The 25,029-nt window shown below is 72.0% G+C and carries 24 protein-coding genes; 9 read left to right on the top strand and 15 right to left on the bottom strand.

The window, feature by feature from the left end:
* Window positions 1–3 precede the first annotated feature (3 nt).
* The 3 genes from FRANEAN1_RS41235 (at window position 4) to ppk2 (ending at window position 1,607) form a co-directional block, all read left to right on the top strand.
* On the top strand, window positions 4–213 hold the full coding sequence (locus tag FRANEAN1_RS41235; RefSeq protein ID WP_020461408.1) for a hypothetical protein: 210 nt from the start codon (window positions 4–6) through the stop codon (window positions 211–213).
* On the top strand, window positions 206–667 hold the full coding sequence (locus FRANEAN1_RS18820) for a DUF664 domain-containing protein (RefSeq protein ID WP_020461407.1): 462 nt from the start codon (window positions 206–208) through the stop codon (window positions 665–667). The genes FRANEAN1_RS41235 and FRANEAN1_RS18820 overlap by 8 nt, the downstream gene beginning before the upstream one ends.
* Window positions 668–803: 136 nt before the next feature.
* Complete coding sequence (ppk2, locus tag FRANEAN1_RS18815) at window positions 804–1,607, top strand: polyphosphate kinase 2 (RefSeq protein ID WP_157472702.1); 804 nt, start codon at window positions 804–806, stop codon at window positions 1,605–1,607.
* Between the two features lie 185 nt (window positions 1,608–1,792).
* Here ppk2 and FRANEAN1_RS18810 read toward each other — a convergent pair whose 3' ends face one another.
* The 13 genes from FRANEAN1_RS18810 to FRANEAN1_RS18750 all read right to left on the bottom strand — a co-directional run bounded on the left by FRANEAN1_RS18810 (window position 1,793) and on the right by FRANEAN1_RS18750 (window position 17,368).
* A complete protein-coding gene (locus tag FRANEAN1_RS18810; protein ID WP_020461405.1) occupies window positions 1,793–3,766 on the bottom strand; it encodes a chorismate-binding protein in 1,974 nt (657 codons plus the stop codon).
* 250 nt (window positions 3,767–4,016) lie between these two features.
* Window positions 4,017–5,855 (bottom strand): ABC transporter ATP-binding protein, encoded by a 1,839-nt coding sequence (locus tag FRANEAN1_RS18805; protein WP_347176668.1) that lies wholly within the window; start codon window positions 5,853–5,855, stop codon window positions 4,017–4,019.
* A gap of 292 nt (window positions 5,856–6,147) precedes the next feature.
* Window positions 6,148–6,579, bottom strand: coding sequence for a PPOX class F420-dependent oxidoreductase (locus FRANEAN1_RS18800; protein ID WP_020461403.1), 432 nt, complete (start codon window positions 6,577–6,579; stop codon window positions 6,148–6,150).
* A 91-nt stretch (window positions 6,580–6,670) separates the two neighbouring features.
* The gene (locus FRANEAN1_RS18795) at window positions 6,671–7,681 is read right to left on the bottom strand and encodes an SDR family NAD(P)-dependent oxidoreductase (protein ID WP_020461402.1); all 1,011 of its coding nucleotides are present in this window, start codon (window positions 7,679–7,681) and stop codon (window positions 6,671–6,673) included.
* Entirely contained in the window at window positions 7,678–8,727 is a 1,050-nt protein-coding gene (locus tag FRANEAN1_RS18790; RefSeq protein WP_041254357.1) for a hypothetical protein, read from the bottom strand. The genes FRANEAN1_RS18795 and FRANEAN1_RS18790 overlap by 4 nt, the downstream gene beginning before the upstream one ends.
* Before the next feature lie 61 nt (window positions 8,728–8,788).
* Window positions 8,789–9,658, bottom strand: coding sequence for an ABC transporter ATP-binding protein (locus FRANEAN1_RS18785; RefSeq protein ID WP_020461400.1), 870 nt, complete (start codon window positions 9,656–9,658; stop codon window positions 8,789–8,791).
* Window positions 9,655–10,581, bottom strand: coding sequence for an ABC transporter permease (locus FRANEAN1_RS18780; RefSeq protein ID WP_020461399.1), 927 nt, complete (start codon window positions 10,579–10,581; stop codon window positions 9,655–9,657). The genes FRANEAN1_RS18785 and FRANEAN1_RS18780 overlap by 4 nt, the downstream gene beginning before the upstream one ends.
* Window positions 10,578–11,630 (bottom strand): ABC transporter substrate-binding protein, encoded by a 1,053-nt coding sequence (locus tag FRANEAN1_RS18775; protein ID WP_157472700.1) that lies wholly within the window; start codon window positions 11,628–11,630, stop codon window positions 10,578–10,580. Before FRANEAN1_RS18775 ends, FRANEAN1_RS18780 begins: the two co-directional genes overlap by 4 nt.
* 270 nt (window positions 11,631–11,900) lie before the next feature.
* Window positions 11,901–12,464, bottom strand: a complete 564-nt coding sequence (locus FRANEAN1_RS42365; RefSeq protein ID WP_020461397.1) for a hypothetical protein — start codon at window positions 12,462–12,464, stop codon at window positions 11,901–11,903.
* The gene (locus tag FRANEAN1_RS18765) at window positions 12,461–13,168 is read right to left on the bottom strand and encodes an ABC transporter ATP-binding protein (protein WP_020461396.1); all 708 of its coding nucleotides are present in this window, start codon (window positions 13,166–13,168) and stop codon (window positions 12,461–12,463) included. Before FRANEAN1_RS18765 ends, FRANEAN1_RS42365 begins: the two co-directional genes overlap by 4 nt.
* Complete coding sequence (locus tag FRANEAN1_RS18760) at window positions 13,165–13,878, bottom strand: ABC transporter ATP-binding protein (RefSeq protein ID WP_020461395.1); 714 nt, start codon at window positions 13,876–13,878, stop codon at window positions 13,165–13,167. Before FRANEAN1_RS18760 ends, FRANEAN1_RS18765 begins: the two co-directional genes overlap by 4 nt.
* Complete coding sequence (locus FRANEAN1_RS18755) at window positions 13,859–15,973, bottom strand: ABC transporter permease (protein WP_020461394.1); 2,115 nt, start codon at window positions 15,971–15,973, stop codon at window positions 13,859–13,861. The genes FRANEAN1_RS18760 and FRANEAN1_RS18755 overlap by 20 nt, the downstream gene beginning before the upstream one ends.
* The gene (locus FRANEAN1_RS18750; protein ID WP_020461393.1) at window positions 15,974–17,368 is read right to left on the bottom strand and encodes an ABC transporter substrate-binding protein; all 1,395 of its coding nucleotides are present in this window, start codon (window positions 17,366–17,368) and stop codon (window positions 15,974–15,976) included. It lies immediately after the preceding gene.
* A 1,710-nt stretch (window positions 17,369–19,078) separates the two neighbouring features.
* Here FRANEAN1_RS18750 and FRANEAN1_RS18740 point away from each other — a divergent pair.
* Complete coding sequence (locus FRANEAN1_RS18740) at window positions 19,079–19,303, top strand: hypothetical protein (RefSeq protein WP_020461392.1); 225 nt, start codon at window positions 19,079–19,081, stop codon at window positions 19,301–19,303.
* A 93-nt stretch (window positions 19,304–19,396) separates the two neighbouring features.
* On the opposite strand, the gene FRANEAN1_RS18735 is transcribed toward FRANEAN1_RS18740, so the two are convergent.
* Complete coding sequence (locus tag FRANEAN1_RS18735) at window positions 19,397–20,209, bottom strand: carbon-nitrogen family hydrolase (protein ID WP_020461391.1); 813 nt, start codon at window positions 20,207–20,209, stop codon at window positions 19,397–19,399.
* Between the two features lie 317 nt (window positions 20,210–20,526).
* On the opposite strand from FRANEAN1_RS18735, the gene FRANEAN1_RS18730 reads away from it, so the two are divergent.
* Genes FRANEAN1_RS18730 through FRANEAN1_RS18725 form a run of 3 tightly spaced genes read left to right on the top strand, consistent with a single transcriptional unit; the run spans window position 20,527 to window position 22,283 of the window.
* A complete protein-coding gene (locus tag FRANEAN1_RS18730) occupies window positions 20,527–21,753 on the top strand; it encodes a cytochrome P450 (RefSeq protein ID WP_020461390.1) in 1,227 nt (408 codons plus the stop codon).
* Window positions 21,750–21,884: a hypothetical protein gene (locus FRANEAN1_RS43665; protein ID WP_347176667.1), complete on the top strand. Its 135-nt coding sequence runs from the start codon at window positions 21,750–21,752 to the stop codon at window positions 21,882–21,884. Before FRANEAN1_RS18730 ends, FRANEAN1_RS43665 begins: the two co-directional genes overlap by 4 nt.
* Before the next feature lie 9 nt (window positions 21,885–21,893).
* A complete protein-coding gene (locus tag FRANEAN1_RS18725; protein WP_020461389.1) occupies window positions 21,894–22,283 on the top strand; it encodes a VOC family protein in 390 nt (129 codons plus the stop codon).
* Between the two features lie 7 nt (window positions 22,284–22,290).
* Here FRANEAN1_RS18725 and FRANEAN1_RS18720 read toward each other — a convergent pair whose 3' ends face one another.
* Complete coding sequence (locus FRANEAN1_RS18720) at window positions 22,291–23,115, bottom strand: tyrosine-protein phosphatase (RefSeq protein ID WP_020461388.1); 825 nt, start codon at window positions 23,113–23,115, stop codon at window positions 22,291–22,293.
* 240 nt (window positions 23,116–23,355) lie between these two features.
* Here FRANEAN1_RS18720 and FRANEAN1_RS18715 point away from each other — a divergent pair, with 240 nt between their 5' ends.
* Together FRANEAN1_RS18715 and FRANEAN1_RS18710 are read left to right on the top strand one after the other, a co-directional pair.
* The gene (locus tag FRANEAN1_RS18715) at window positions 23,356–24,192 is read left to right on the top strand and encodes an undecaprenyl-diphosphate phosphatase (protein WP_020461387.1); all 837 of its coding nucleotides are present in this window, start codon (window positions 23,356–23,358) and stop codon (window positions 24,190–24,192) included.
* Window positions 24,193–24,320: 128 nt separating this feature from the next.
* Complete coding sequence (locus tag FRANEAN1_RS18710; protein ID WP_020461386.1) at window positions 24,321–25,028, top strand: response regulator transcription factor; 708 nt, start codon at window positions 24,321–24,323, stop codon at window positions 25,026–25,028.
* The last annotated feature ends 1 nt before the right edge of the window (window position 25,029 follow it).

The raw sequence follows: 25,029 nt of genomic DNA, 5'->3' as shown, positions 1-25,029 counted from the left end.
GTTGTGGCCCCGGCACCGGTCGGCGCGGCCGCCGGCCGGCTGTGGGACGCGGTGACCGCCTGGGCCGAGTTCCCCCACCTCTACGAGCTGCAGCGGCCGAAGTCCGCCGCGGAACAGGCGCACATCGCGACCGTGTTCGAGCCCTACGCCCGCGCCCGGGCCCGGGCCCACGACCTGCCGACGGCGTCGCGCGCAGGAGCGGTTGGTGGCTGACGAACCGGAGCCGCCCGCCAGGACTCGCCCCACCTACCTCCAGGACGAGCGGGAGCTGCTCGATGGCTGGCTCGAGTTCCACCGGTCGACCCTGTTGGCGAAGTGCGACGGGCTGAGCGACGACCTGCGCGGAGCCAGGCCGGTGGCCACGTCGCTGCTGTCCCTGCACGGCCTGGTCCGTCACCTGGCGGAGACCGAGCGAAACTGGTTCAGCCGGATCCTGGAGGCGAAGCCCGACCTGGGACGGATCTGGTACGACCCGGCGGTCGAGGGCAGTCCGCTGGTCCCCCTCGAGCACACGAGCTGGGAGGAGGACCTCGCCACCTACCAGGAGCAGTGCGAACACAGCCGCCGGGTGGCCGCGGTCAGGTCCTTCGACGACTGCGGCGTGTGGCGAGGCAAGCAGGTCTCGATGAGGTCGGTCTACCTGCACATGATCCAGGAGTACGCCTGACACAACGGCCACGCGGACATGATCCGAGAGCTCCTCGACGGCACCGTCGGTCTCTGACCATCTCTGGTAGCCGCCTCTGGTAGCCGCCCGGGTACGGATGTTGACAGGCCGGTCACCACGGCCGACAGTTGCCGCCATGCCCGCCGACGTGACCCCGGAGCGCCTGTCGAGGGCGGCCTACGACAAGGAGCTGGCCCGGCTGCAGACCGAGCTGGTGCGACTGCAGGAATGGATCGTCCACTCCGGGCGGCGGGTCGCCGTCATCATGGAGGGCCGGGACACCGCCGGCAAGGGCGGCGTCATCAAACGCATCACCGAACGTCTCAACCCCCGCCATTTCCGGGTCGTCGCCCTCGGCACGCCGACCGAGCGGGAACGCACCCAGTGGTACTTCCAGCGTTACATCACCCATCTGCCGGCGGGCGGCGAGATCGTGTTCTTCGACCGGAGCTGGTACAACCGGGCCGGGGTGGAACGGGTGATGGGATTCTGCACCGACGAGGAATACGAGGAGTTCCTGCGGACGTGCCCCCAACTGGAGCGCGCGCTGGTCCGGTCGGGGCTGACCCTGGTCAAGTACTGGCTCTCGCTGAGCGACGCCGAGCAGGAGCGCCGGTTCGCGGACCGGATCAAGAACCCGGAGAAGCGCTGGAAGCTCTCCGACATGGACCTGCAGGCCCGTGCCCACTGGGTCGACTACGCCGAGGCCAAGGACGAGATGTTCGCCTACACCGACATCCGGCAGGCCCCGTGGTACGTGGTCGACGCGGACGACAAGCGCAGCGCCCGGCTGAACCTGATCAGCCACCTGCTGTCGACGGTGCCCTACGAGACCGTCCCCTACCCGGCCGTCGACCTGCCGCCGCGTCAGGACCGAGCCTACAAGCGCCCGCCGATCGACAGCCAGACCTGGGTCCCCCGCCGCTACGTCGTCGAGTGACCAGCCCGACCCGATCGCGGGACGAACCGAAATCCGGGCCCGGGCCCGGGGTCACGAATAGAACTGCTTGTCGTTTAGTGTCCTTCTCGCCGTTTCGTAGGTGAATCGGGCCGGATCCGATTCCGAAACGGCGAGAAGGACGCCAAAAGGGCGAGTAGACGGTGTGGCGTGTGACGGGCGCGCGATCAGGCCAGGCGCACGGGAACGAGCAGCAGATCCGTCAGCAGGTCACGCAGAACCTCGTGGCCATCCAGGCTGAGCACCGACTCCGGGTGGAACTGGAGCCCGGCGAAGGTCGGCCCACGCAACGCGTGCACCGCCTCGTCCCGCCGGTCGTCCGAGTTGCCGGCGGGGTCCCGAACGCCCGCGGGGTCGCGGGCGAGTTGGACCACACCGTGGGGGGTGAGGATCTCGTCCTGGTCGAACTCCGCGGTGAACGTGGAGTAGAAACCGACCCGGCGCCGGTCGCCGAACAGGTCGATCTCGCGGGCCAGCCCCTGGTAGGTGGCCTCCCGGCGGCGCAGGCGCAGCCCGAGCAGGCCGGCGAGGAGCTGGTGGCCCAGGCAGATCGCGAGCATCGGCCGCCGCCGCGCCAGCAGGTCGGCCACGACACCACGCATCGCCGCCATCCGGGGGTCGGCACGCACTGTTGGATCTCCCGGGCCGGGGCCGGGCACCACCAGGTCGAATCGGGCGGTGTCCCCGGCCGAGTGCCACGGCCGCACGGTGACCGTCAGGCCGAGTGCGCGCAGCTGGTGGGCGAGCATCCCCGTGAAGGTGTCCTCGCCGTCGACGACGAGCGCCGACCTGCCGGCCAGCCCGGGGGCCGGGTTCGGCGCCGGGGCGCGTTCCGCCATCCAGAACCGGGCCAGGCCGAGGTTGCGGCCGGCGAGCACGGCGGCGATCTCCGGATCGGCTCCCAGCGGGACGCCCGCGCCGACGGGGTCAGCCACGTCCCTGACGGCGCCCGGGGCCGGGGCCGCGCCGGTGGCGGGCGGGCGCAGGCCCAGGGCGGCGAGCATCCCGGCGGCCTTGGTATGTGTCTCCGCCGTCTCGCCGGCCGGGGTGGAGTGGCGGACGAGGGTCGCGCCGACCGGCACGCGCAGGTCGCCGCCGGGCGAGATCTCCGCGGTCCGGATCAGGATCGGCGCGTCGAGGGTCTGCGCGCCCGCCTCGTCCCGGCCGAGCAGGGCGAGCACGCCGGCGTAGTAGCGCCGCCCGCGGCCCTCGTGCCGGGCGATCACCCGGAACGCGTTCTCCAGCGGGCTGCCGGTGACGGTCGGGGCGAACATCGTCTCGCGCAGTACCTCCCGGACGTCGAGGCAGCCCCGTCCGGCCAGCAGGTACTCGGTGTGGACGAGGTGCGACATCTCCTTGAGGTACGGCCCGAGCACCTGCCCGCCGTGCTCGGCGACCCGGGCCATCATCTTCAGCTCCTCGTCGAGCACCATGAACAGCTCGTCGATCTCCTTGCGGTCGGCCAGGAACCGCAGCAGGGCGCCGCGGTCGGGCCCGGAGGCCGGCAGCCGGTGGGTGCCGGAGATCGGGTTCATCCGCACCAGGCCGGCGTCGACGCTGACGTGGCGTTCCGGGGTGGCCCCGACCAGGATGCGCGTCCCGGTGTGGACGACGAACGTCCAGTAGGCGCCGCGTTCGCCGGTGAGCAGGCGGCGCAGCGCGGTGAGCGCGGCGATCAGCGGCGGGCCCGCGATCGAGGCGGTGTAGGTGCGGTGGATGACGAAGTTCGCGCCCTCCCCGCGACCGATCTCCTCGCGGAGCACCTCGCCCACGATCTCGGCGTAGCGCTCGTCACCGATGTCGAACCGCCCGCCGGTGGCGGTCACGGCGCCCGCCGGCAGAGCCGCGAGGGCGGCCGGCAGCGGCACCCGCTCGTACCCGGTGACCCGCAGGCACTCCAGCGGCGCGCCGTCGTCGATGCAGGTGAAGCCGCGTTCGACGATCTGCCGGAACGGCACGAGCGCCAGCGTGCGCGGCCCGGCCGGCCCCGGCGGCAGCGGGATGTCGGCCAGCCGGCCAGCGATCTCGACGTCCCCGGTGAGGACGTCGAGATGATCGGCGCCTTCGCGGCGGAGCAGCGCGAACGGGCCGGGGTCCCGGCCCGCGGTGAGCGCGCCGAGCAGGTGGCGGAGCAGTTCCATGGTCGTTTCCTTGGTCGCCGGGCGGTCGCCTGGACTCGGCGATCAGCCCTGCCCCGGGACGGGAAACAACGGCGGCCGCCGGACAGGGCGGCCGCGGGAGAGATCTACGCGCGGTGGGAGTGGGCCGCCACTGTGACGGGCCACCAGAAGTTCATCCGCGCGAGCATGCGGGGCATGCTAGCCGACGGCGCGGACCCGCGCTCCGCGGTATCACCGCCGAGCGACTGGCGTCCGCGCGCCCACCGGGCCGTCAGGGCATTGGCGCCGCCGGATCCGGCAGGTCGACGAACTGTCGTGCCTGCAGGTTGAACAGCTCCTGGTAGATGCCGGGCCGCGTCATCAGCTCGGCGTGCGTGCCGTTGTCGACGACCAGGCCCTCGTCGAGGACGTAGATGCGGTCGGCGGTGCGCACGCTGGCCAGCCGGTGGGTGATCAGCAGGACCACCCTGTCCCGCCCCTGCTCGCGGATCAGGTCGAAGAGCGCCTGCTCGGCGCGGGCGTCGAGGGCCGCGGACGGCTCGTCCGCGATGAGGAACGGGGCGTCCCGGTAGACCGCCCGCGCACAGGCGATCCGCTGCCACTGCCCGCCGGAGAGGTCGTGCCCCGAGTTGTACTGCCGGGCCAGCGAGGTGTCGTAGCCGTACGGCAGCTTCTCGATCACCTCGGCCGCGCCGGTGGCCGTCGCGGCCGGGATCACGCTGTCCGGGCCGTCCGCGGCGAGCCGGTCGATGTTCCCGACGGCGATGTTGAGCCGGGCCGACATCGGCCACTGTGTGTACTGCTGCGGGATCAGACCGACCCGTGCCCGGACGCTGTCCGGGTCGACCTGGCCCAGGTCGACCCCGTCCCAGCTGACCGTCCCCTCGTCCGGTTCGTACAGGCCCGCGAGGATCTTCGCGAGGGTGGACTTGCCGCTGCCGTTGGCGCCGACGAACGCGACGACCTGGCCGCGCCGCAGCTCGACGGTGACCCCGCGCAGCGCCGGGGTGTCGGTGTGCGGGTAGGTGTAGGTGGCGGCGTCGACCCGGACGACTGCCGGTTCGGCCGGCGCCATGTCGCCGCGTGGCGCCGGTACCCGGCGGGCCGCCTCCGCGATCCACGACCGGTACTCCCCGAAGTACAGGAAGTTCTCGAAGGCGCTGTTCAGGCTGTCGAGCGCCGAGGACAGCGCGCCTCGCCCGTTCCGGATGGCCAGGACCGCCGTGCCCGCGGCGGCGAGCGGCATGATCTCGGCGTTGAGCAGGAGGACCAGCGTCACGTACACGGCCCCCAGCGCGAGTCCGGACACGACCTCCCCGGTCAGCCGGTACAGCGCCTGGCCCCGGGCGACGCGCACCTGCTCGGCCTCGTTCTCCCGGGCCAGCGCGATGTACTCGTCCAGCAGGAAGCGGTTCAGGCCGAACGAGCGGATCTCCGCGGAGCAGTCCCGGTCGGTCATGTGGTTGCGCAGCATGAACTGACGCCGGATCTTGCGGATGCGCCCGAGCCAGGAGGCGTGCGCCAGCCGCGCCGAACGCGCCGTCGCCCAGCCGTCCGGCAGAATCGAGAGCACCAGCAGCGGCAGCAGGAGCGGGTGCAACACACCCAGGACGCTGCCGGCGGCGACCATCTGCACCCCCGAGGTGAACACGTTGACCGCGTTGTCGACGAGCTGACGCCCGCTGGCGGCACCCCGCTCGGCCGCATCAAGATCGTCGACGAACCGGGGGTCGTCGAAGGACATCACGGACGTCCGGGTGGCCAGGTCGAGTAGCCGCACGATCGAGACGCGGTCGACCCTGGGCCCGAAGCGGCTCTGCAGGAGGCTGGTGACCAGGGAGATCGCCGTCCGGACAACGCCGGCGCCGACGACGAGGACCAGCGCGGGAATCGCGTCGTGCAGCCGCTGCGGGGTCGGCCCCTCGCTGAGCACCGCCGTCAGCGCGCCGGCGACGGCGAGCAGGCCGGCGGCCTCGACCAACCCGGACAGAACTCGCAGGCCGACCATGGTGACCAGGCCGATCCGGTCGGCCTCCCAGGCCAGTGACCAGGCCAGCCGGAGCAGCCCTGGCAGCCGCCGGGTCATCGCGAGCACGCCGGTCCGTTCCATTGTCCGGTCGTGCCGGCTCCATGGGCGTGGGGTGTCGTCGTCCTCCCTTCCATAGGTCAGTACCGGATCACGGGCCTGCTCCGGTGCGCCGGTCCCCGGATCGGGCCCCTCGGGCGGTCGGGATTGGGCCTCTCGCTGCGCCGGAACGAGACTGATGGCGTCGGGATCTCGGTCCACCGGCACAGCCTGAGCGACGAGGCGGCGATCCGCCCCGCCTTTGAAGGGGATTTACCGCCTGAGTGATCAGGGCCCGCTCCCGCGCCAGGGGGCGGCCGGGCCTGTGCGGCGGGAGTCAGCCGAGGCGTTGTCCGTACACGTGTTCGACCGTCATCGCCATGAGCACCCTGCGTTCGGAGACCATGACCGAGCGGTACTCATGCCAGTCCGGATGCTCTCCGGCGGCGGCCCGGTAGTAGTTCACCAGGGCCTCGACCTCGGAGCCGTGCGGGTCCGCTCCCGGCCCGGTGAGGGTGACCGGGCCCTCCGCGGTCGCCCACGACCGGCCGTCGGGGCTGGTGACCTCCAGCGCCGCCCAGGGCTTGCGGCGCAGGTTCGCCGTCTTGGCCCGGCCCTCCGTCATCGACACGTAGAGCACACCGGACTGCTCCTCGTAGAACGGCAGGACGGGCGACAGCTGCGGACGGCCGTCCGATCTGATGGTGGCCAGGACGCCGAGCCGGCTCTGCGCGAGCAGGGCGTGCGGGTCGAACGGTGAATCGGTCATGCCCTGGCCAAACCGCGGCCGGATGCCCTGTGTTCCAGGCGATACGGGCCCCGCATGGGGTCACCGTCCGAGCGGCCACCAGTACCAGGGCTCATTCTGGTCGGCCGAGGACCCGGAGCAGCTCGATGGAGCGGTCCCACAGGCGGCGGGCCGTGTCGGGGTCGGCGACCGAGGGGTCAAAGCCCGAGCGGACCAGGACGTCCGAGCCGGGCGGGCCGGGGGGTAGCGCCTCTGCGCAGTCCTCGAGGACGAGGCCGCCACGCCCGGCCAGTTCCGGGGCCGTGGCGGCCCAGAGGGTCGTGGCCGCGGCCTGGGCAGGGGATTTAAGCACCGGGTTGGGAGATCCGTCCTCGTTGAGGAAGCCGATCCGGCGTTTCATCTCGTCCCCGTGGAAGCGTTGCAGGCCGGTCAGCGCCGAGCCGGGCAGCACCGCGTTCGCGAAGATCCCGTCGGGTCCCCACCGGCGGGTCGCCTCCTGGGCGAAGAGGATGTTCGCGGTCTTCGACTCGGCGTAGGCCATCCCCGGGTTGTGCCGCCGGGCGGTCCACTGCAGGTCGTCGAGGCGGACGGGGATGCTCCTGTGCGCGCCCGAGCTGACCACGACGATCCGCGCTCCACGCTCGGCGAGCTGTTCGCTCAGGCGCAGCGCCAGCAGGAAGTGGCCCAGGTGGTTCGTCGCGAAGCGGACGTCGAGCCCGTTGGGCAGGTGTGACTCCGGGGTCCTGGAGACCCCCGCGTTGGCGATCAGCAGGTCGACGGGGCCAGTGACTTGGGCGGCGAACGCGACGACCGAACCGAGATCGCTCAGGTCCAGCCGCTCCGCCCGGATGTCGCCTGTGGCGCCGGCCCGCACCTCGCGGACCAGCTCCTCGCCGGCGGCGACATCCCGAACGCCCAGCACGACGTCGGCGCCGGTGGCTGCCAGGGCGCGCGCCGTCTCGACGCCGATGCCGGAGGAGGCCCCCGTCAGCACCGCGACGCGCCCACGCAGGTCGGCACTGCGGGCCACCTCCAGCGCCGTCGACTCCCGGTCGAACCCGGGCCCGGCCACCGCGCCGGCACCGGTGGCCGGGCCGCCGGCGCCGGAGGTGGCCGCGGTCACTGGGCGACCGTGTCGCTCACGCTGGAGCGCTCCATCATGCCGTTGGCCGTCTCGCCGTCCCAGGTGTAGCGAGCGATGGCCTGCTGCAGGTTCAGGCGCTGGGGGGAGCCGATATCCGCGCCCATCACCGCGAAGGTCGACAGGAGCGACTCGCCGTGGATCGTCGTCGTCCGGCCGTCCTCGGTCTCGAGGGTGACGGAGACATCCTCGCCGGTGGGCCGCAGCTCGCGCAGCCAGGGCGCGTCGACGACCCAGGCCGGGATGAGCGCGCCGTCGCCCTCGAAGAGGAAGCCCTCGTTGAAGGTCGGCTTGCCGTCGGCGCGCGGCGGGTAGAGGCACAGCCCGAACGCGCGCCCGCTCGGGAACAGCGCCGACTGCCAGACATGCCCGCGGAAGGTGGCGAGCCGGCGAACGCCCGCGCGGCGGATCCGCAGGCCGCCGCCGTTGAGCTCGTGGACCTCGTCGTCGACCTGCAGGCGGCCGGTCACCCGGGAGAGCTGCTCGAAGCGGGGGCCGCCCATCAGGTCGCCCTCCTCCTGGGTGGCGAGGACCCGGTCGGCCTCCTCGAGGAGCGTGCCGCTCTCCCACGGCGGCACCGCGGGCCTGATGTCCAGTTCGAGGCGCACCTCGACGGTCGGCCCGCCGGTGACGCCGCGCTTCCAGCCGCCGATCTGATCCTCGGCGGAGGTCACCACGGCGGGGCCCTCCAGGTGCATCTTCCAGTGCCGATAGGGCTCGACCAGCTCGAAGGACAGCGGCCCCGCGCCCAGGATGCGGGCCTTCCCGTCCGCGCCCAGCGGGTCGTGCACCTTCCTGGGGCCGTACATGTTGAGCACCCGGCCGCCGGCGAACGCGATGTTCACCTGGATGTCGTGGGTGTCCCACTGGTCCGCGGCGGCCTCGATGCCGATTCGGGGTAATCCGAACTCGACGCCGTCGTCCCACACCCACGCGTTGACCGACTCGCGCAGGTCCGGGTTGTCGGGCTGGGCGGGGAACACGTACTCGCGGTCGTCGCTCAGACCGCCGGTCAGGTCGATCGCCATGGTGTCTCCCTCACATCTCGGTCGGCCGGGCGCCCACGCGCCCGCGCCGCGGAACAGGTGGTCAGGTAGTGAAACCCGGACTCTCCAGGCCATCCGTAGCCCTGTCGTTCCCGGTCGTCCCGGGGTACGCCTCGCCGGCCTGCCGTGGCTCGTGGACGCCCAGCTCCTCGAGCAGCAGGCGGCGGGCCTGCGCGAAGCCCGGGTCGCCGACGGCGCGCGGGCGGGGCAGGCCGATCGGCCGGTCGAGCGAGATCCGGCCGTCGGTCAGCACAACGGCGCGGTCGGCGAGGACGACGGCCTCGTCGACGTCGTGGGTCACCAGGAGCACGGCCGGCCGGTGCCGGGCGCAGAGCTCGCCGATGAGCTCGCGCATCCTGATCCGGGTGAGCGCGTCGAGCGCGGCGAACGGCTCGTCAAGCAGGAGCAGCCGCGGCTCGCGCACCAGTGCCCGGGCCAGCGCGACCCGCTGGGCCTGCCCGCCGGAGAGCGTGGACGGCCAGGCGTCCGCCCATTCGGCCAGCCCGACCTCTGCGAGGGCGGCGCGGGCCGCCTCGCGCGCGCCGCGGCCACCCCGCTGCCCGACGACGACGTTGCGCCAGACCTTCTGCGACGGCACCAGCCGGGGCTCCTGGAAGACGACGGTGTGGGTGGGCGGCACCCACACCGCGCCGTCGTCGGCGGCCTCGAGGCCGGCGAGGATGCGCAGCAGTGTGGTCTTGCCGCTGCCACTGGCACCGAGCAGCGCCACGAACTCGCCAGCGTGGATGGCGAGATCCACCCCGTCGAGCACCGGGCGCTCGAAGGTCTTACGGGCCGCCCGGACCTGTACGGCCAGCTCACCGCCGGGCGGCGGGCCGGTGCCCGCACCGGCCCGCGCGCCGGTGCCCGGGCGTGGCGGCGCCGCCGGGCCCACGCTCGTCGAGCGGCTCATCGGACGGCCAGGCCGCGGTGCCACGGCATCAGCAGGCGTTCGAGCACCCGGACCACCAGGTCCGACAGGAGCCCGAGCACGGCGTAGATGGCCAGCACCACCACCAGGACGTCGACCTGCTGCATCGACTGCGCCTGGTACATGAGGTAGCCGAGGCCGGCGCTGGAGTTGATCTGCTCGGCGGCGATGAGCGCGAGGACGGAGATCCCGAGGCAGTACCGCAGCCCGGTGAGGATCGACGGCAGCGCCAGCGGAATGATCACTGTGAGCACGAGCCGGGCCCCGCGCAGGCCGAACACCTCCATGGCCTCGATGACCCGGCGGTCCACGTTGCGGACACCGTTGTAGGTGTTCAGGTACATCGGGAACAGCGTGGCGAGCGAGATCAGCAACACCTTCGGCAGGTCGCCGATGCCGAGCCAGACGATGAACAGCGGCACGACCGCGAGGAAGGGAATGGTCCGCAGCATCTGCAGCACCGCGTCGAGCAGCTCCTCGCCGATCCGCCACAGGCCGGCGACGACACCGAACAGCAAACCGGCCGCTGCCCCGAACAGCGCCCCGCGCAGGGCCAGGTCGAGCGACACCGACACCTGGTGGAACAACTCGTCCTCGCGCACCAGGTCACCGAAGGTCTCGACCATCCGCGGGGGTGAGACGAGAACGTCGGACGAGATCCAGCCCGCCTCGGTGCCCCACCACCACAGGCCGAACAGGATGAGGGGCAGCAGAGCGCGCAGCGCCAGTGACGCCCCGCGCCCGTGCGTGTGCCGCCGTGACGCCCGCGGGCGGACGAGGCCGGGCGCCGGCGGCAGGTCCGCCCCGGCGCCCGGAGCGGCGGCCGCCCCGGCCAGACCAGGCCCCCCGCCGGCCAGGTCGGGCGCCCCGGCGCGGGACGCGCCCGAGGGCAGCAGGTCGGTCATGACGGACCAGGCCGGCCCTGGGCCACCGCGTTGATGATCGGGTTGTAACGGTCGTCGAAGACCGTCGACGTGTCGATCTTCGCCTTCAGCACGCCCTGGTCGGCGAAGAAGTCCGCCTCGCGCTGGTGGGCGTCGGTGACCGTCCTGTCGATCGGCACGTAGTGCAGGGGCGCGAGGTCGATGATGGCGCGGGCGACGGTGTCGTCCACCTTGTAGGTGGGCTTCACGATCGCGATGGCGGCGTCCGGGTGGGCGTTGTACCAGTCCTGCGCCTGCGCGAGCCGGCCGAGGAAGTCGCCGATGGCGTCGCTGAGCCCGGCGTCGGAGAGAGCGCCGTTGCGCGCGACCAGGTAGTTGACTCCGGGCAGCACACCCGCGCCGGTCATGAGGACCCGGTCGGTGCCTTTCGCCAGCATCATCGCCAGGGGCGGTCCCCCGCTGGCGATGACGTCGATGTCGCCGCGGTCGTAGGCGGCCTGCGCACCCTGCTGGAGGTTCACCAGCTTCACGTCGTCGGTCGTGAGGCCGCCCTTCTCCAGCGCCTTCGCGACCAGGTACTGCGACACCGTGCCCTGGCTGTTGAGGATCGTCGCGCCGCGCAGGTCCGCGACGGACCGGATCGGCGAGTTCTTCTTCACGACCAGCGCGAAGTTCGACTTCGCCGGGTCGACGATCCGGGCGGCCCCGACGACCGTCACCGGGCTGTGCGCGGCCTGCGCGAACACCACCGGTGTCTCCCCCATCGTCCCGAGGTCGACGTCCCCGCCGGTCTGCGCCGCGATCACCGTGGGGCCACCGCCCTGGAACTGGCTCCACTCGATCTTGTACGGTGCGTCGTCCAGCTCGCCGGAGGCCTCCAGCACGGAGCGGACCCCGTTGATCTGGTCACCGAAACGCAGTGTGACGCCGGAGAGGTCGTTCGCCGCCGCCGCGGCCGTACCCGGCGCCGGGTCGCTCCCGCCGCAGGCCGCCGCGAGCAGTCCGACCAGGGCGAGGGGAACAACCACCAGCAGCCGTCGGGACCGGCGTCCGGCCGGACGGCCGATCATGAGGACTCGTAGCGGAACGGACGGCGCGGGCGTAGCGTCACGGCCTGCGGGCAGTCTGCCCTCATCCCCCACGCGACCCCCACGGCACCGGCTACACGAGCGCGCACCATTTCCCCTGTCTCCGGTCGGGAAGCTTTGACGGCAGCATAATGTCACGAATATGGGTGGGTCCGCAAGGGCGGAAGGCCTGGCCAGACGGCTCCGGGAACGCGAAAAGGCTTGCGGCCAACGACGATGTCGTTGGCCGCAAGCCTTTTCAGGACCGCCAGGTCAGGTCGAGACGGACTCCTTCGTCGCCGGCTCCGCGGCCGGCGCCGCCGTCTCGGAGGCCGCCGCCTCCGACGTCTCCGCCTCGGACGTCTCCGCCTCGGAGGCCGCCGCCTCGGACGTCTCCGCCGGCGCCTCGGCGGCGGGCTGCTCCGCGGCGGGCTCGGCCGCCGAGGTGGCGACCGCACCGTTCGCGGCCGCCAGGGCCGCCGGGCCGGTGACGGCCTCGACCCCGGCTAGCCGGTCGCCGAGCTGGGCGAGGTCGTAGGACTGGCGGGCCATCCAGAACCGGAGGAAGCCGGTCAGGGAGTAACGCAGGAACAGCGCCGCCCCCACCACGCTCGCGACCACGCCGCCCAGGCCGAGCGCGAGGGCGTCGCGCTGGACGAGCGGGTCCCGGGTGCCGTGCGACATCGCGTACGCCGTCACGCCGAGAGCGGCGCCGACCACCATTAACGCCACCCCGAGCCGTACCCACAGCTGAGGCCGGCCGGCCGCCGGATCGGGGATCTTCAACTCCCCGAGCTCGCGGACGAAGCGGTCCGCGCGCGCGTCAGTGGACGTCATGTGGAACTCCCCAGATAGAGGGCGGATAGTTCGGCGCGCAACTCGCTGTCGGGGGCGCCCTGGCGTTCGACCCGTCCACGCACCAGTACCGCCGCGTGGTCGGCGATACCGAGAACCGCGGCGGCGAACTGCTCCACCACCAGGACGGCGACGCCCTGCTGGGCGATCTCGGCCACCTGCTCGTAGAGACGGGCGACCACCAGCGGGGCCAGCCCCATGGACAGCTCGTCGAGGAGCAGGACGGCGGGGTCGGTGGCCAGCCCCCGGGCGAGGGCGAGCATCTGCTGCTCCCCGCCCGACATGCTTCCCGCGGCCTGGTTGGCGCGCTTCGCGAGGATGGGGAACCGCGCGAACGCGATCTCCTCGATCTGCTCCCGGGAACGACCGGTGAAGGTCATCATCAGGAGGTTGTCCCGGACGGACAGGTTGGGGAAAACCCCGCGCCCCTCCGGGATGAGGCAGACCCCCGCGCGCGCCAGATCGCGGGGGTTCGCTCCGGTCATGTCGCGCCCGCCCAGCAGCAGCCGGCCCGACTCGGCCCGGTGCGTGCCGGCCGCGACTTTCAGCGTGGTCGTCTTGCCCGCGCCGTTCGGCCCGAGCAGGGCGACCACCTGACCCGCCGCGACGCTCAGGCTCACGCCGTGCAGGACGGTGATCTTCCCGTAGGCGGCGCGGACGTCCCGCAGTTCCAGGAGAGGTGTCATGCCGCGTCTCCCAGGTAGGCGGCCAGGACGAGCTCGTCGCGCCGGATCTCCTCCGGAGAGCCGGCGGCGATGACCTTGCCCAGGTCGAGCACGTACAGGTCGTCGCACACGCTCATGACCAGATCCATGTCGTGTTCGACGATGACCACGGTGGTCCCGTCGGCGGCGAGCGAGCGCAGCAGGTCGGCGAAGCGCTCGGTCTCCTCGGCGTCCTGCCCGGCGGCGGGCTCGTCGAGCAGGAGGAGCTTCGGCCGGACCGTCAGCGCCCGGGCCACCTCCACCAGCCGGGCGACGCCCGTCGGCAGCGTGTCGGCGGAGGTGTCCGCGATGCCGGTCAGGCCGAGCCTGTCCAGTACCTCGGGGACCAGGGTCGCCGCGTTGCGACGCTCCGGGCCCAGCTCCGCGGCGACGAGGAGGTTGTCGCGCACGCTCAGCCGGCCGAACAGCTCCAGCCGCTGGAACGTCCGGGCCAGCCCGTGCTTGCTGCGCCGTGACGGGCCCAGCCGGGTGACGTCGTGGCCGTCGATGAACACCTGCCCGGACGACGGCCGGCGCAGCCCGGAGATCACGTCGAACAGCGTGCTCTTGCCGGCCCCGTTGGGCCCGATCAGCCCGGTGACCCGCCCCTTCTCGGCCGCGATGGCGACGCCGTCGAGGGCGCGAACGCCCCCGAAGGCGACCGTCACGTTCTTAACCTCCAGCAATGCCACGGGCCAGCACCTCCTCGTCCTCGCGACGCCAGGCCCGACGCACGCCCCACCATTCGACGGGGACGTCCGACTCGACGGGCTTCGCCTCCCGGACCTGCGCGTAGGTCTGGGCCGCGACGATCAGGACCAGCGCCAGGCTGAAGGTCAGCCAGCCGTCGAGCACGTCGCCGAGCTGGAGAACCCAGAGCACGACGAGCGCGCCGATGAGCCCGGCCAGGACGGGCTTGTTCCGGCCGAGCGGCTCGGCGCCGGCGCGCATCTCGGGGACGGCGCCGTCGGGGTTCCGCGCGAGCCCGAGCCCGGCGAGGCCGGGCAGCACCGAGGTGATGTTCTGCGCGAACGTCCCCGCTGCGGAGATCACCGGGAACGATCCGCCCAGCGCGGCCCCCGAGAACAGGCCGTTGCCCACCGAGGTGAGGCCGCCGATCACGGCGATCAGGAACAGCGGCAGGCCGGCGACGAGACCGAACTGCTCGGCGGTTACCGACCGCTGCTGCATGCCGTACAGCGCCCCGCCGAGGCCCGCGATACCCGCGGACATCGCGAAGACCGCCACCTTGGACCGCAGCAGGTTGCCACCGAGGGTGGCGTAGGCCGCCTCGCTGTCCCGCAGCGCGATGAGCTGACGGCCGAACCTGCCACGGCGCAGCCACGCCACCGCCAGGGTGGTGAGCGCGAGCCAGACCGCGGAGAACACCATCAGCTCGGAGCCACTGTCCAGATGCCAGCCGAACAGCGACGGCCCGGACACGTCGACCGTTCCCCCGTCGTACAGCGAGATCTTCGCCCCGAACAGGTCGAACGCGGGAAGGGTGAAGATCCACCGGTCGAGGATGACCGCGAAGGCCGCCGTACCCAGCGCCAGGTACACGCCGGAGAGCCGCAGTGCCGGTAGCGCGACCAGCGCACCGGCCGCCCCCGAGATCACCACGGTGGCCGCGAGCGCCCAGATCCCGCCGTCGGCACCCATGTGCGCCCAGACCGCGGCGCCGATGCCGGCCATGCTGAGCTGGCACAGCGAGATCTGCCCGGCGTAACCCGCGAGCGGGACGTAGGACAGCGCGATCACACCGAACGAGAAGATCTGCCCGTAGGTGATCAGGTCGCCCTCGCCCAGTACCGAGGCCAGCACGATCCCGAACACCACGATCGCCCCGGCGAACACGAGGGTCCCCCGCACCGACGGGACCGCGACCGGGCGTGCCTTCGTGTCCCGGCCGCGCAGCCGCCGGTGGGGGAACACCAGCAGCGCCAGGAACAGCAGCAGCGCGGGCGCCGCGAGCCGCAGCCCCGGCAGGTAGTCGTTGCTCGGGAGGTACCCGGTCAGATAGCTCTCCAGGCACCCGACGACGACCGCGCCGAGGAAGGTCAACGGCAGGCTGCGCAGCCGTCCGAAGATGGCAGCCGTGTAGGCGCTGACGATCAGCAGCGAGAGCTGGCCGGCGTCCAGCGAGACCGACGGCGCGATGAGGATGCCGCCGATCGCCGCCAGCTGGGTGCCGAGGATCCAGGCGACCTGGTTCGAGCGAACCGGGTTGGCGCCGGTGAGACCCACCAGCGCCCGGTCGTCGACACTCGCCCGCATCTCGGCGCCGATGCGCGTCCCGTAGAGCAGAACGCGCAGGCCGATCGCGACCGCCACCGCGACGATCATCGTCAGGGCCTGGTGCCAGGTGATCGTGGCGGGCCCGATGTCGATCGCGGCGCGGTCAGCGAAGAAGGTCGGCAGCGACCGCGCCTCGTTCGGGTCCCAGATCCACCGGGCGACCGCGATGAGACCGCTCAGCATCGCGACCGTCATCACCAGGCGTTCGGCCTCGCCCAGGCCCTGGACCGGCCGGAGCACCACCCGTTCGACCAGCAGGCCGAAACCGGGCGCGAGCACGGCCAGTACCAGGACCAGCGCGATCGGTACCGGCAGCCCCCAGCCCTCGGTGAGCTGCCAGTACACGAACGCGGCCATCATGCCCGCGGCACCGTGCGCGAAGTTGAACACGCCGGTGGTGGTGTAGGTGAGCACCAGACCGCTGCCGATGATGGCGTAAATCGCGGCGGTGCTCAGCCCCACAATCCCGAAAGTGAACAGCTGTTCCATTTACTTGAGGTCGCTCAGGCTCTTGCCGACGCTGGCGAGGGTGAGCGGCGTGCCGTACGAGCCCGTGTACTTGACGGAAGGGGCATCGCAGCGGAACACACCGGTGTCAGGCTCGAAGTCCGCGGGCTTCCAGCCGTCCGCGCTCGCCTGCACGACGTTGAAGCACTTCAGCGGCGCGTCGGCCTTGGTGATGTCGACCGAGGCCTGCAGGCCACCGGCAGTCCACTTGGTCTGCTCGCGCGCCGTGTCGTAGAGGCACTTGCGGGTGAGGTCGTCCCCGCACTCCTTGGCCGACTCCGCGAACAGCAGCCAGGACGAGAAGGCGCGCAGTGCCGGGAAGGTGACCTCCGCGTCGGGCGCGTACTCCTTGTAGAGGTCCAGGACCTTCTGGACGGCGGGGATCTCGTCCGCCACCTCGAGAGGCGCGACCCCGCTGAGGTCGGCCAGGTTGTTCTGGGTGCTGATGGCGTCGCCGGCGAGCTCCACGAACGCGGATCCGTAGGCGTTGCTGTTGGCGTCGATCCAGTCGAGCTTGTAGTCGATCGACGACAGCACCTGCTCGAGCTTCGCGAGGCTGCGGAAGTCGCCCTGGAAGACCAGGCCCTTCACGCCCTTGCTCTTGAGCGCCTGGGCGTAGGGCGTCCAGTCCGAGACGCCGGCCGCCGGGTAGAGGTCGTTGTAGGCGACCGTCCCGCCGGCCTTCTGCACGGCCTCCACCGTCTGGTCCCCGATGACCTTGGTCACCGGGGAGTCACCGGCGATGATGCCGACCGCACCGGCGGAGGCCGGGTAGGCCTCCTTCAGCAGCCAGTTGAAGTAACCGGCGTAGCGGATGTAGGAGTGCCCGGCGCCGATCGCGTCGATCTGCAGGTCCGAGCCGATGTTCTCCGGCTGGCTCGTCTGCGCGGGGATGTCGGGGAGCAGGCACTTGAGGCGCTCTTCCACGCCGCCGGCGTCGAGCGCGCTGCCACCGCCGACGATCGCGAAGTCCTCGCGGCAGGACTCGATCATCCGCTGGCGGGTCTCGAAGATCTTCGAGTCCCGCAGGTTGTAGGCGATCTTGCGACCGTTGATGCCGCCGGCCTCGTTACACCAGGAGGTGAACACCTTGGCGGCGTCGTCGAACTCAGAGTTCTTGGTGAAGCCGACGTCACTGAAGACACCGACGCTGATCTCGCTCGCGGTCACGCCCTGAGCGGGCGCGCCCTTCGGGTCGCCGGTGCCACAGACGTCCTTCAGGTCGCCGAAGTCACCCGCTGCGGCGGCCGTGGACCCCTGGGTGGCGGGAGTGTCCTCACTCCCTAATTCGCCGCCCGAGTCGCGGCCACATCCTGCGACGAAGACGGTCACCGCTGCGAGGGCAGCGACGGCCGCGACAGTTCTACGGGGTCTCACGGATCTCCTCCTCTTGCTATCCCGACCGGCTGCGTCGCCTGGATGCGACCTGGTCGCCCGTGTCCTACCTGGGCGGCCGTACAACGCGGATCAACCGGGTCCGGTCGGGCTGGGCATGCTGGAGCAACCGAATCGCTGCCGGGAACCGGCGAGTGCGCACCGCGGAAACCACGACGACACACCGGCCCACCGCTGGACGGCACGACGTACCCGCGGTTCGCGGACGAGCGTATCGCCCCACCGAGAACAGCGTTGCCGCTGTCGGCCGGCGATCAGGCCGCGGGACCGGCGGGGCCAGGGGGACGAGGCCACTGGTTCCGCTCCCCGCCGGCCCTTGGTCGGGCGTGACATTCGCGTTTCCGATTCTTCTCGCGCGCCGTAGCGGTGCCCCGAATCTCATCACCCGAACGGCTTTGACGCAGCGCTGCCAGCCCTGCCCCGGCCGATCATGATGAGGTAAGTGTCACTGCCAGTTTCCGGAAGGCTCCTTCTCGGTGAGAGGAAACTATCGGCTCCTACCGCGAGAATCAAACCCGCCCCCATGGGTCCCGACCGGGGGCCGAGGCCGCCCGCGGGCCCGCCCCACCGGCCAGCCCGCGCGCGGGCACGCCGCCTGCGCCGGCCGTCCCCCCGCCTCCCTGGGCGACACCTGGGATACGGCTGTCACGCTAGCCGACCGGCTAGACATCGATGTCGCCCCGGGGGTCGGCCGACGCCCGGCGGCCGGGGGCCGCACTGGTGGCCCAACGGATCCAGATCTTGACTTCCAGTCAGCAGGAACTTCGCTCTCGCGCTGGGCCGGGCAGAGCCGCCCTGACCTGGGAAGGCCTACCGGCCAAGCAGCGATGGGACGTCCACGGCACGCGGGCCGCGGCCCGTCAGGCCGTAACGGCCACCCGCCCCGGGGCGCGGCGGCGACGGCCGCCGAACGGTGTCAGGAGCCGACCGCGGGCCGTCGCGCGACCGCCACGACGTCCGCCAGGTGGCGAACCTCACAAATCATTCGAACCATTAGGAGGCAGTCGACCAAGACAAGTCCCCTGCTCCGGGAGCTCCGCTGTCCATCGAGTCTGTCACGCGTGTTGTCCGTGCGCGCCGCCCGCCGGCGGATCGCGGTGTCGCAGATGCTGGGCACGCCGGAGATGCGGGCGACCGCCGCGGCCCGGACCAACGAGCCGGACGTCGTCGCCCGAGCGCCTGCGCGCTGCGGATCGCGTCGCCTGACCGTCGCTTACGGCAATCCCGACCCCCCCACCAACCAAACACCACCAGCCCGCCCGGACATCCGGGCGGGCTGTGGCGTTCCTGGGCCCCATAGACGGCGCCCTCAGATGGACGCGGAGCGCCGTTCGGATACCGGCCGGAGTGATGCCGGGACGGGGGTTTGGCCGACCCGCCCCTGGGCACTAGGCGAATTGGGGTGCCGCGGGGCTGCCATCTCGCACGACAGTGGCCTACGGCGCCCCGCCCGGCCGCCGACCCCACTCTGTCAATCCCGGGCCGGCGGTCTGGAGACGTTGCCCCCGGCGCCGTTGGCGTCACCTCGGCCCTGGAGGTGGCCCTCCGTCCGGGGCGGAGCCGGCGATATCCGCACACCCGGCCGGGACCATCGGCCCGCCGGACACCACCGGCGGGCCGTGGCCGTTCCGGGGGCGAGGACGGCGCCCTGAGATCGACGGCGACGGCCGACCAGCCAGGTGCTCGCCATGTGTGACGGTGGCCGGCGCGCTCGGCGAGCACGCCGACGCCGCCCGGACGGCGGACATGGCCGCGTCGCTGGCCGCCGGCAGCACACCGGCCGCGGTGGTCGCGCTGCTCGAGGAGGCATCGACCGCGTCCCAGTCCGGACAGGCCCACGTCGCCCTCGACGCGGTTGACACCGAGGGCGGCATCCACGGACCGGCCGCAGATGACGCACAGGCCGGCCTGAAGTAGGGATACCGCCGCCGTTCGGGCGAAGTCCGGCAGGGTGGATCGCACGGTTCGGGACCTCCACGGGTCTCGTGTCCGAGGCCCCGGGTGGTGCGGCTACATCAGCCGGGGCCGCCCTACATCGGGTGATGCAAGGCGCCGCGACGCGAGCACTGGGAAGTCGGCGCGCACGGCGGCCAGCCTGGCCCGGTCGAGCACCGCCCGCAGGGTCTGCGGGCCGGTACCGGCCCGGGCCAGCACGGTGCCCCACGGGTCGACGACGAGGCTGGTGCCGGCCAGCTCCACTCCCCCGTGCCGGCCGGCGGCGTTGCAGGCGACGACGAAGACCTGGTTCTCGACGGCCCTGGCCCGCACGAGCAGCTCCCAGTGCTCCAGGCGGGCCAGCGGCCAGGCCGACACCACCACGACCACCTCGGCGCCGCGGTCGACCAGCAGCCGGAACAGCTCAGGGAACCGCAGGTCGTAGCAGGTGGCCAGACCGACGGCCCCGAGCGGCGTGGGCGCGGCGAACACGTCGTCGCCGGCGGTGAGCAACGTCGCCTCGGCGGATTCGTGGCCGAACAGGTGGATCTTGCGGTACCGGCCGAGGAGGGCTCCGTCCGGGCCGACGAGGGCGGTGGTGTTGTGCAGCGCCCCACCGGGAGCGCGCTCGACGATGCTGCCGGTGACGATGTGCAGGTCGCGCTCGGCCGCCACCTCCCGCAGCGCGCCGACGGTGGGGCCGGCCAGCTCCTCGGCGTCGCCGGGGTAGCGGTCGAAGTGGAAGTAGCCGGTGCGCCACAGCTCGGGCAACACGACCAGGTCGGCCTCACCCGCGCCGAGTCCGCGCAGGTCGGCCAGGACACGCGCGCCGCGGTCGGCCGGCGACTCGTCGTCCGGGCAGGCGATCTGGAGCAGCACCACGCGCACGGACGCACCGATCACGCCCCCATGCTGTATCAGCCGTGCCGGCCTGTCGACGGTCGTCCGGCGGCGAAGGTCAGCCGCGGAGAGAATGTTGACTGCGCCATACAATTAGATGATTCTGTGAGGGGCGTCACCCGGCGCACGATATGCCCAGGCCAGACGGTTGGGCCGGGCGTGCGTCAGCACACGCACCGGGCAGGACGGCGACAAGGAGCATGGACTGTGGCGGACGCATCCGAGATCACAGCGCCCTCGATGACGCCGGCAGACCGGCGGCCCCGCGCGGCCGCGCCGGCGACCGCACCGGCGGGGGCGCGGCGATGACGACGGTGACGACGGAGACCAGCGACGCCGCCGGCGACGTCTACTACGACCCGTACGACTTCGAGATCGACGCCGACCCGTACCCGGTGTGGCGGCGGATGCGGGACTCCGTGCCGCTGTACTACAACGCCAAGTACGACTTCTTCGCCATCAGCCGGTTCGACGACGTCGAGAAGGTCATGGGCGACTTCGAGACCTACCGGTCGGGCCGCGGCTCCGTCCTCGAGATCATCAGGTCGAACATCGACTTCCCGCCGGGGAACATCCTGTTCGAAGACCCGCCCGTGCACGACATCCACCGCAGCATCCTCGCCCGGGTCTTCACCCCGCGGAAGATGCTCGCGATCGAGCCGAAGGTGCGCGAGTTCTGCGCCCGCTCGCTCGACTCGCTGGTGGCCGAGGGCAACTTCGACTTCATCGCCGACCTCGGCGCCCAGATGCCCATGCGGACGATCGGCATGCTGCTCGGCATCCCCGAGCAGGACCAGGAGGCGATCCGCGACGCCGTCGACGAGGGCCTCACCCTCACGGAGGGCGCGCCGAAGCCGCTGAACGAGGACCCCCTCGCGCGCTCGGAGGGCATGTTCGCCGACTACCTCGACTGGCGGGCACGCAACCCCTCGGACGACCTCATGACCGAGCTGATCACCGCCGAGTTCGAGGACGAGACGGGCACGACCCGCCGGCTGACCCGCGCTGAGGTCCTCACCTACGTGAACATGCTGTCGAGCGCCGGCAACGAGACCACCACCCGGCTGATCGGCTGGACCGGGAAGGTCCTCTCCGACCACCCCGACCAGCTCCGGCAGGTCGCACGGGACAGGTCGATGGTCAACCAGGTGATCGAGGAGGTGCTGCGCTTCGAGGCGCCCTCCCCCGTCCAGGCCCGCTACGTCGCCAGGGACGTCGAGGTGCACGGCCAGACGGTGCCGGAGGGCAGCGTCATGGTGCTGCTCAACGGCTCGGCCAACCGCGACGAGCGCCAGTTCGTCAACGGCGACAGCTTCGACATCCACCGGTCGATCAGCCGTCATGTCAGCTTCGGCCGCGGGCTGCACTTCTGCCTGGGCGCCGCGCTGGCCCGCCTCGAGGGACGGGTGGCGCTGGACGAGGTGCTCAAGCGCTGGGACCGCTGGGAGGTCGACTACGATCGCGCCGTCCAGGCCCGCACCTCCACCGTCCGCGGCTGGGCCAAGCTCCCGGTCACGGCGACGCCGAGGTGACCCCGCCCGCGCGGCGGGCACCGAAGAACGACCGGGGCCGGGACCCGAACGAGCGGGACCCGGCCGAACGGGTACCGGACGAACAGAGCCGGCCGAGTGAGAGCCGGCAGACCTACTGGCAGACCTACTGAGGGAGTGCCTTGACGCTGCAGCGGATCGAGGTCGGGCTGGTCAGCACCGACGAGTCCCTGGCGGAGTTCTACGCCACCACGTTCGGGATGGAGCGCCTGCCCGGCATCGAGGCGGGCCCCGGAGTCGTGCACCGACTGCGGACGTCCGACATCGTGATCAAGGTGATGATCCCCAGGCGGGCGCCGGCGGCCACCGAGCCGGCCACGCACTTCTTCGCCGCGACCGGCCTGCGGTATATCACCCTCTACTCGGACGATCTCGACGGCATCGTCGAGCGGGCCACCGCCCACGGCGGCAAGGTGACGCACGGCCCCGCGTCCATCGGGCCCGGTGTGCGCATCGCCGTGCTGCAGGACCCGGACGGCAACGCGGTGGAGGTGGTCGAGGGCGCCTCCTGAGGCACCCTCATCCCTGCCCGAGCGGCTCGACGAGTTGGGCTCGCAGCCGCTCGGGCAGGTCGGGGGCGGTCCCGGCGGCCTCCTCGAGGTAGCCCTGCACCGACCCGTGCCGCTCGGTGAGGGCCGCCAGCAGCGTGCCCAGTGCCTCCCTGGGCGCGCCGAACACGGCCCGGTAACGCTCGACGTCCACGTCGGTGCCGTCGAGCCGGCGCCGCAGCCGCGCCATCTTGGGGTCGGTGTAGTGGACGGCGCTGAGCTCGAAGTCGTCGAGGATCACCGCCTCGTCGACGCCGAGGAGCGAGAGCAGCAGCGCGGCGGCGACCCCGGTCCGGTCCTTGCCGGCCGTGCAGTGGAACAGGGCCGGCGTCGCGTCCGGCTCGGCGAGCCCGGTGAGGAGGCGGCCGAACGTCGGTGCGCCCGTCTCGGCCATCGCGTCGTAGACGCGCGTGAGAAAGTCCGGCGGCACCTCTGCCAGCCGGCCCGCGACGACGAGATCGGTCAACTCCCTGGTCCTCGCCGCGCTGCCGCCGATGGCGAGCCGCTCGCACCGGACCCCGCCGGGCAGCAGCGACGGCGCCCGCTCGATCTCGGCCTCGGTCCGCAGGTCGTAGACGACCCGCAGGCCGAGTTGCTCGACGGTGGCCAGGTCGGCGGTGGTGAGGCGGTGCAGCGCCGCCGACCGGTAGACCCGGCCCCAGCGCACCCGGCCCCCGCCCGTGGTCGGGTAGCCGCCCAGGTCACGGACGTTGACGGCGCCCTCGAGGCGCACCAGCCGCACCCTGCCCCCGCCCGCCCTGCCCTCGCCCGACCCGGGCTCGGGCTCGGGCGTCACTGTCGCTCGATGCGCGCGGCGACGTCCCGCGACATCCGCAGAACTTCACTCTTCATGTCGGGAACTGTATTCCGACGCCCTGCCCGGGGCCTGGCAGCGGTCCCGCAGAGCCGTTCCAGGGCTCCCACCTGCGTCTTCGGAGACCACCACATCGTCCTCACATGGGTGCCGTCCTACTCTGCCTGGCACATGACCGCGCGCGGCGCCGCCGTGCCCGAACCAGCCAGGGGATCCAATCCGGTGAGTGCGATCAGCGTCGGCCAGGCCGTCCTCCTCGGGATCGTCGAGGGGGTGACGGAGTTCCTGCCCGTATCCTCCACCGGCCACCTCAAGATCGCTGAAGGGCTGATGGACATCCCCGTCGACGACAGGTCGGTCGTCGCTTTCACCGCCGTCATCCAGGTCGGCGCGATCGCCGCGGTACTGCTGTACTTCTTCGCCGACATCCGGCGCTTCGTCGGCGCCTTCGCGAACGGGCTCGTCGACCGGGAGGCCCGGCAGCGCCACGACTTCAAGTTCGCCAGCTGGGTCTTCTACGCGACGCTGCCCGTGGTCGCCGTCGGGCTGGCCGCCAAGTCCCTGATCGACGGCCCGCTCGCCTCGCTGTGGGTCGTCGCCGGCTCGCTGCTCGCCGGCAGCGCCGTGATGTGGTTCGCCGACCGGTTCGGCCGCCGCAAGCGCGGTGAGGACGACATCGACCTCACCGACGCCATGGCGGTCGGCTCGTCGCAGATCCTGGCACTGCTGTTCCCCGGCTTCTCCCGCTCCGGCGCGACGATGTCGACGGCGCTGGTGCGCGACCTGGACCGGGTGGCGGCGACCCGGCTGTCGTTCTTCCTGTCGATCCCGGCGCTGACCGGAGCCGGGCTCTACGAGCTGAAGGACGCGGTGGGCGGCGGAGTCTCCGTGCTCCCGCTCGCCGTCGGCACGCTGGTGTCGTTCGTCGTCGCCTACGCCTCGATCGCCTGGCTGCTCCGGTATGTCGCCCGGCACTCGTTCGACCTCTTCGTCGGCTACCGGGTCGCCGTCGCCGTCATCCTGATCGGGCTGCTGGCGACCGGCACGCTCACCACGTGACACCGCGGGCCGGCGGCGCCGGCGGCGCCGGCGTCCCCGGCGTCCCCGGCGTCCCCGGCGTCCCCGGCGTGACGATCGGCCCATCCGGCGCGACGGCCGACACGGCGCCGGCCTTCTACGATCGAGCGGTGCGGGTACTGGTCGTGGAGGACGAGGAGCGCACCGCGGACCTGCTCCGCCGGGGCCTTACCGAAGCGGGTTACGCCGTCGACCTGGTGCACGACGGCACGGACGCGGTCTGGCAGGCCGGCGAGATCTCCTACGACGCCATCGTGCTCGACCTGATGCTGCCCGGCCTCGACGGCTTCGAGGTCTGCCGCCGGCTCCGGGCGGCCCGGCGGTGGTCCCCGATCCTGATGCTCACCGCCCGCGGCGACGTCGACGACCGCATCCACGGCCTCGACGCCGGCGCCGACGACTACCTCGCCAAGCCGTTCAGCTTCGGTGAGCTGACGGCCCGGCTCCGCGCGCTGATCCGCCGCGGTGCCGTCGAGCGGCCGGCCACGCTGCGGGTCGGCGACATCCACCTCGACCCCGCCGCGCGGAGCGTGCAGCGGGCCGGCGAGCCCGTCGACCTGTCGGCCAAGGAGTTCTCGCTGCTGGAGCTGCTGATGCGGCGCCCCGGCGAGGTTCTTACCAGGAGCTACATCCTGGATCACATGTGGGACCTCGGCTACGACGGCACGTCCAACGTGGTCGACCAGTATGTGCGGTACCTGCGCAGGAAGATCGACCCGGCGGACGGCCTGTCGCGCATCGAGACGGTCCGCGGCGCCGGCTACCGCCTCCGCACCGAGACCACCGACACAGCCGACACAGCCGAGACGGGGACGTAGC

It is taken from the genome of Parafrankia sp. EAN1pec, assembly GCF_000018005.1.
GTDB lineage: Bacteria > Actinomycetota > Actinomycetes > Frankiales > Frankiaceae > Parafrankia > Parafrankia soli.
The sequence above is the reverse complement of the archived record's forward strand: the minus strand, read 5'-3'. Positions and strand labels throughout refer to the sequence as shown.

What these genes read in the sequence shown, in the direction of transcription:
- ppk2 (WP_157472702.1), top strand. Translation starts at nt 804, where the DNA reads ATGCCCGCCGACGTGACCCCGGAGCGCCTGTCGAGGGCGGCCTACGAC.
- FRANEAN1_RS18810 (WP_020461405.1), bottom strand. Translation starts at nt 3,766, where the DNA reads ATGGAACTGCTCCGCCACCTGCTCGGCGCGCTCACCGCGGGCCGGGAC.
- FRANEAN1_RS18805 (WP_347176668.1), bottom strand. Translation starts at nt 5,855, where the DNA reads ATGGAACGGACCGGCGTGCTCGCGATGACCCGGCGGCTGCCAGGGCTG.
- FRANEAN1_RS18800 (WP_020461403.1), bottom strand. Translation starts at nt 6,579, where the DNA reads ATGACCGATTCACCGTTCGACCCGCACGCCCTGCTCGCGCAGAGCCGG.
- FRANEAN1_RS18790 (WP_041254357.1), bottom strand. Translation starts at nt 8,727, where the DNA reads ATGGCGATCGACCTGACCGGCGGTCTGAGCGACGACCGCGAGTACGTG.
- FRANEAN1_RS18785 (WP_020461400.1), bottom strand. Translation starts at nt 9,658, where the DNA reads ATGAGCCGCTCGACGAGCGTGGGCCCGGCGGCGCCGCCACGCCCGGGC.
- FRANEAN1_RS18780 (WP_020461399.1), bottom strand. Translation starts at nt 10,581, where the DNA reads ATGACCGACCTGCTGCCCTCGGGCGCGTCCCGCGCCGGGGCGCCCGAC.
- FRANEAN1_RS18775 (WP_157472700.1), bottom strand. Translation starts at nt 11,630, where the DNA reads ATGATCGGCCGTCCGGCCGGACGCCGGTCCCGACGGCTGCTGGTGGTT.
- FRANEAN1_RS42365 (WP_020461397.1), bottom strand. Translation starts at nt 12,464, where the DNA reads ATGACGTCCACTGACGCGCGCGCGGACCGCTTCGTCCGCGAGCTCGGG.
- FRANEAN1_RS18765 (WP_020461396.1), bottom strand. Translation starts at nt 13,168, where the DNA reads ATGACACCTCTCCTGGAACTGCGGGACGTCCGCGCCGCCTACGGGAAG.
- FRANEAN1_RS18755 (WP_020461394.1), bottom strand. Translation starts at nt 15,973, where the DNA reads ATGGAACAGCTGTTCACTTTCGGGATTGTGGGGCTGAGCACCGCCGCG.
- FRANEAN1_RS18730 (WP_020461390.1), top strand. Translation starts at nt 20,527, where the DNA reads ATGACGACGGTGACGACGGAGACCAGCGACGCCGCCGGCGACGTCTAC.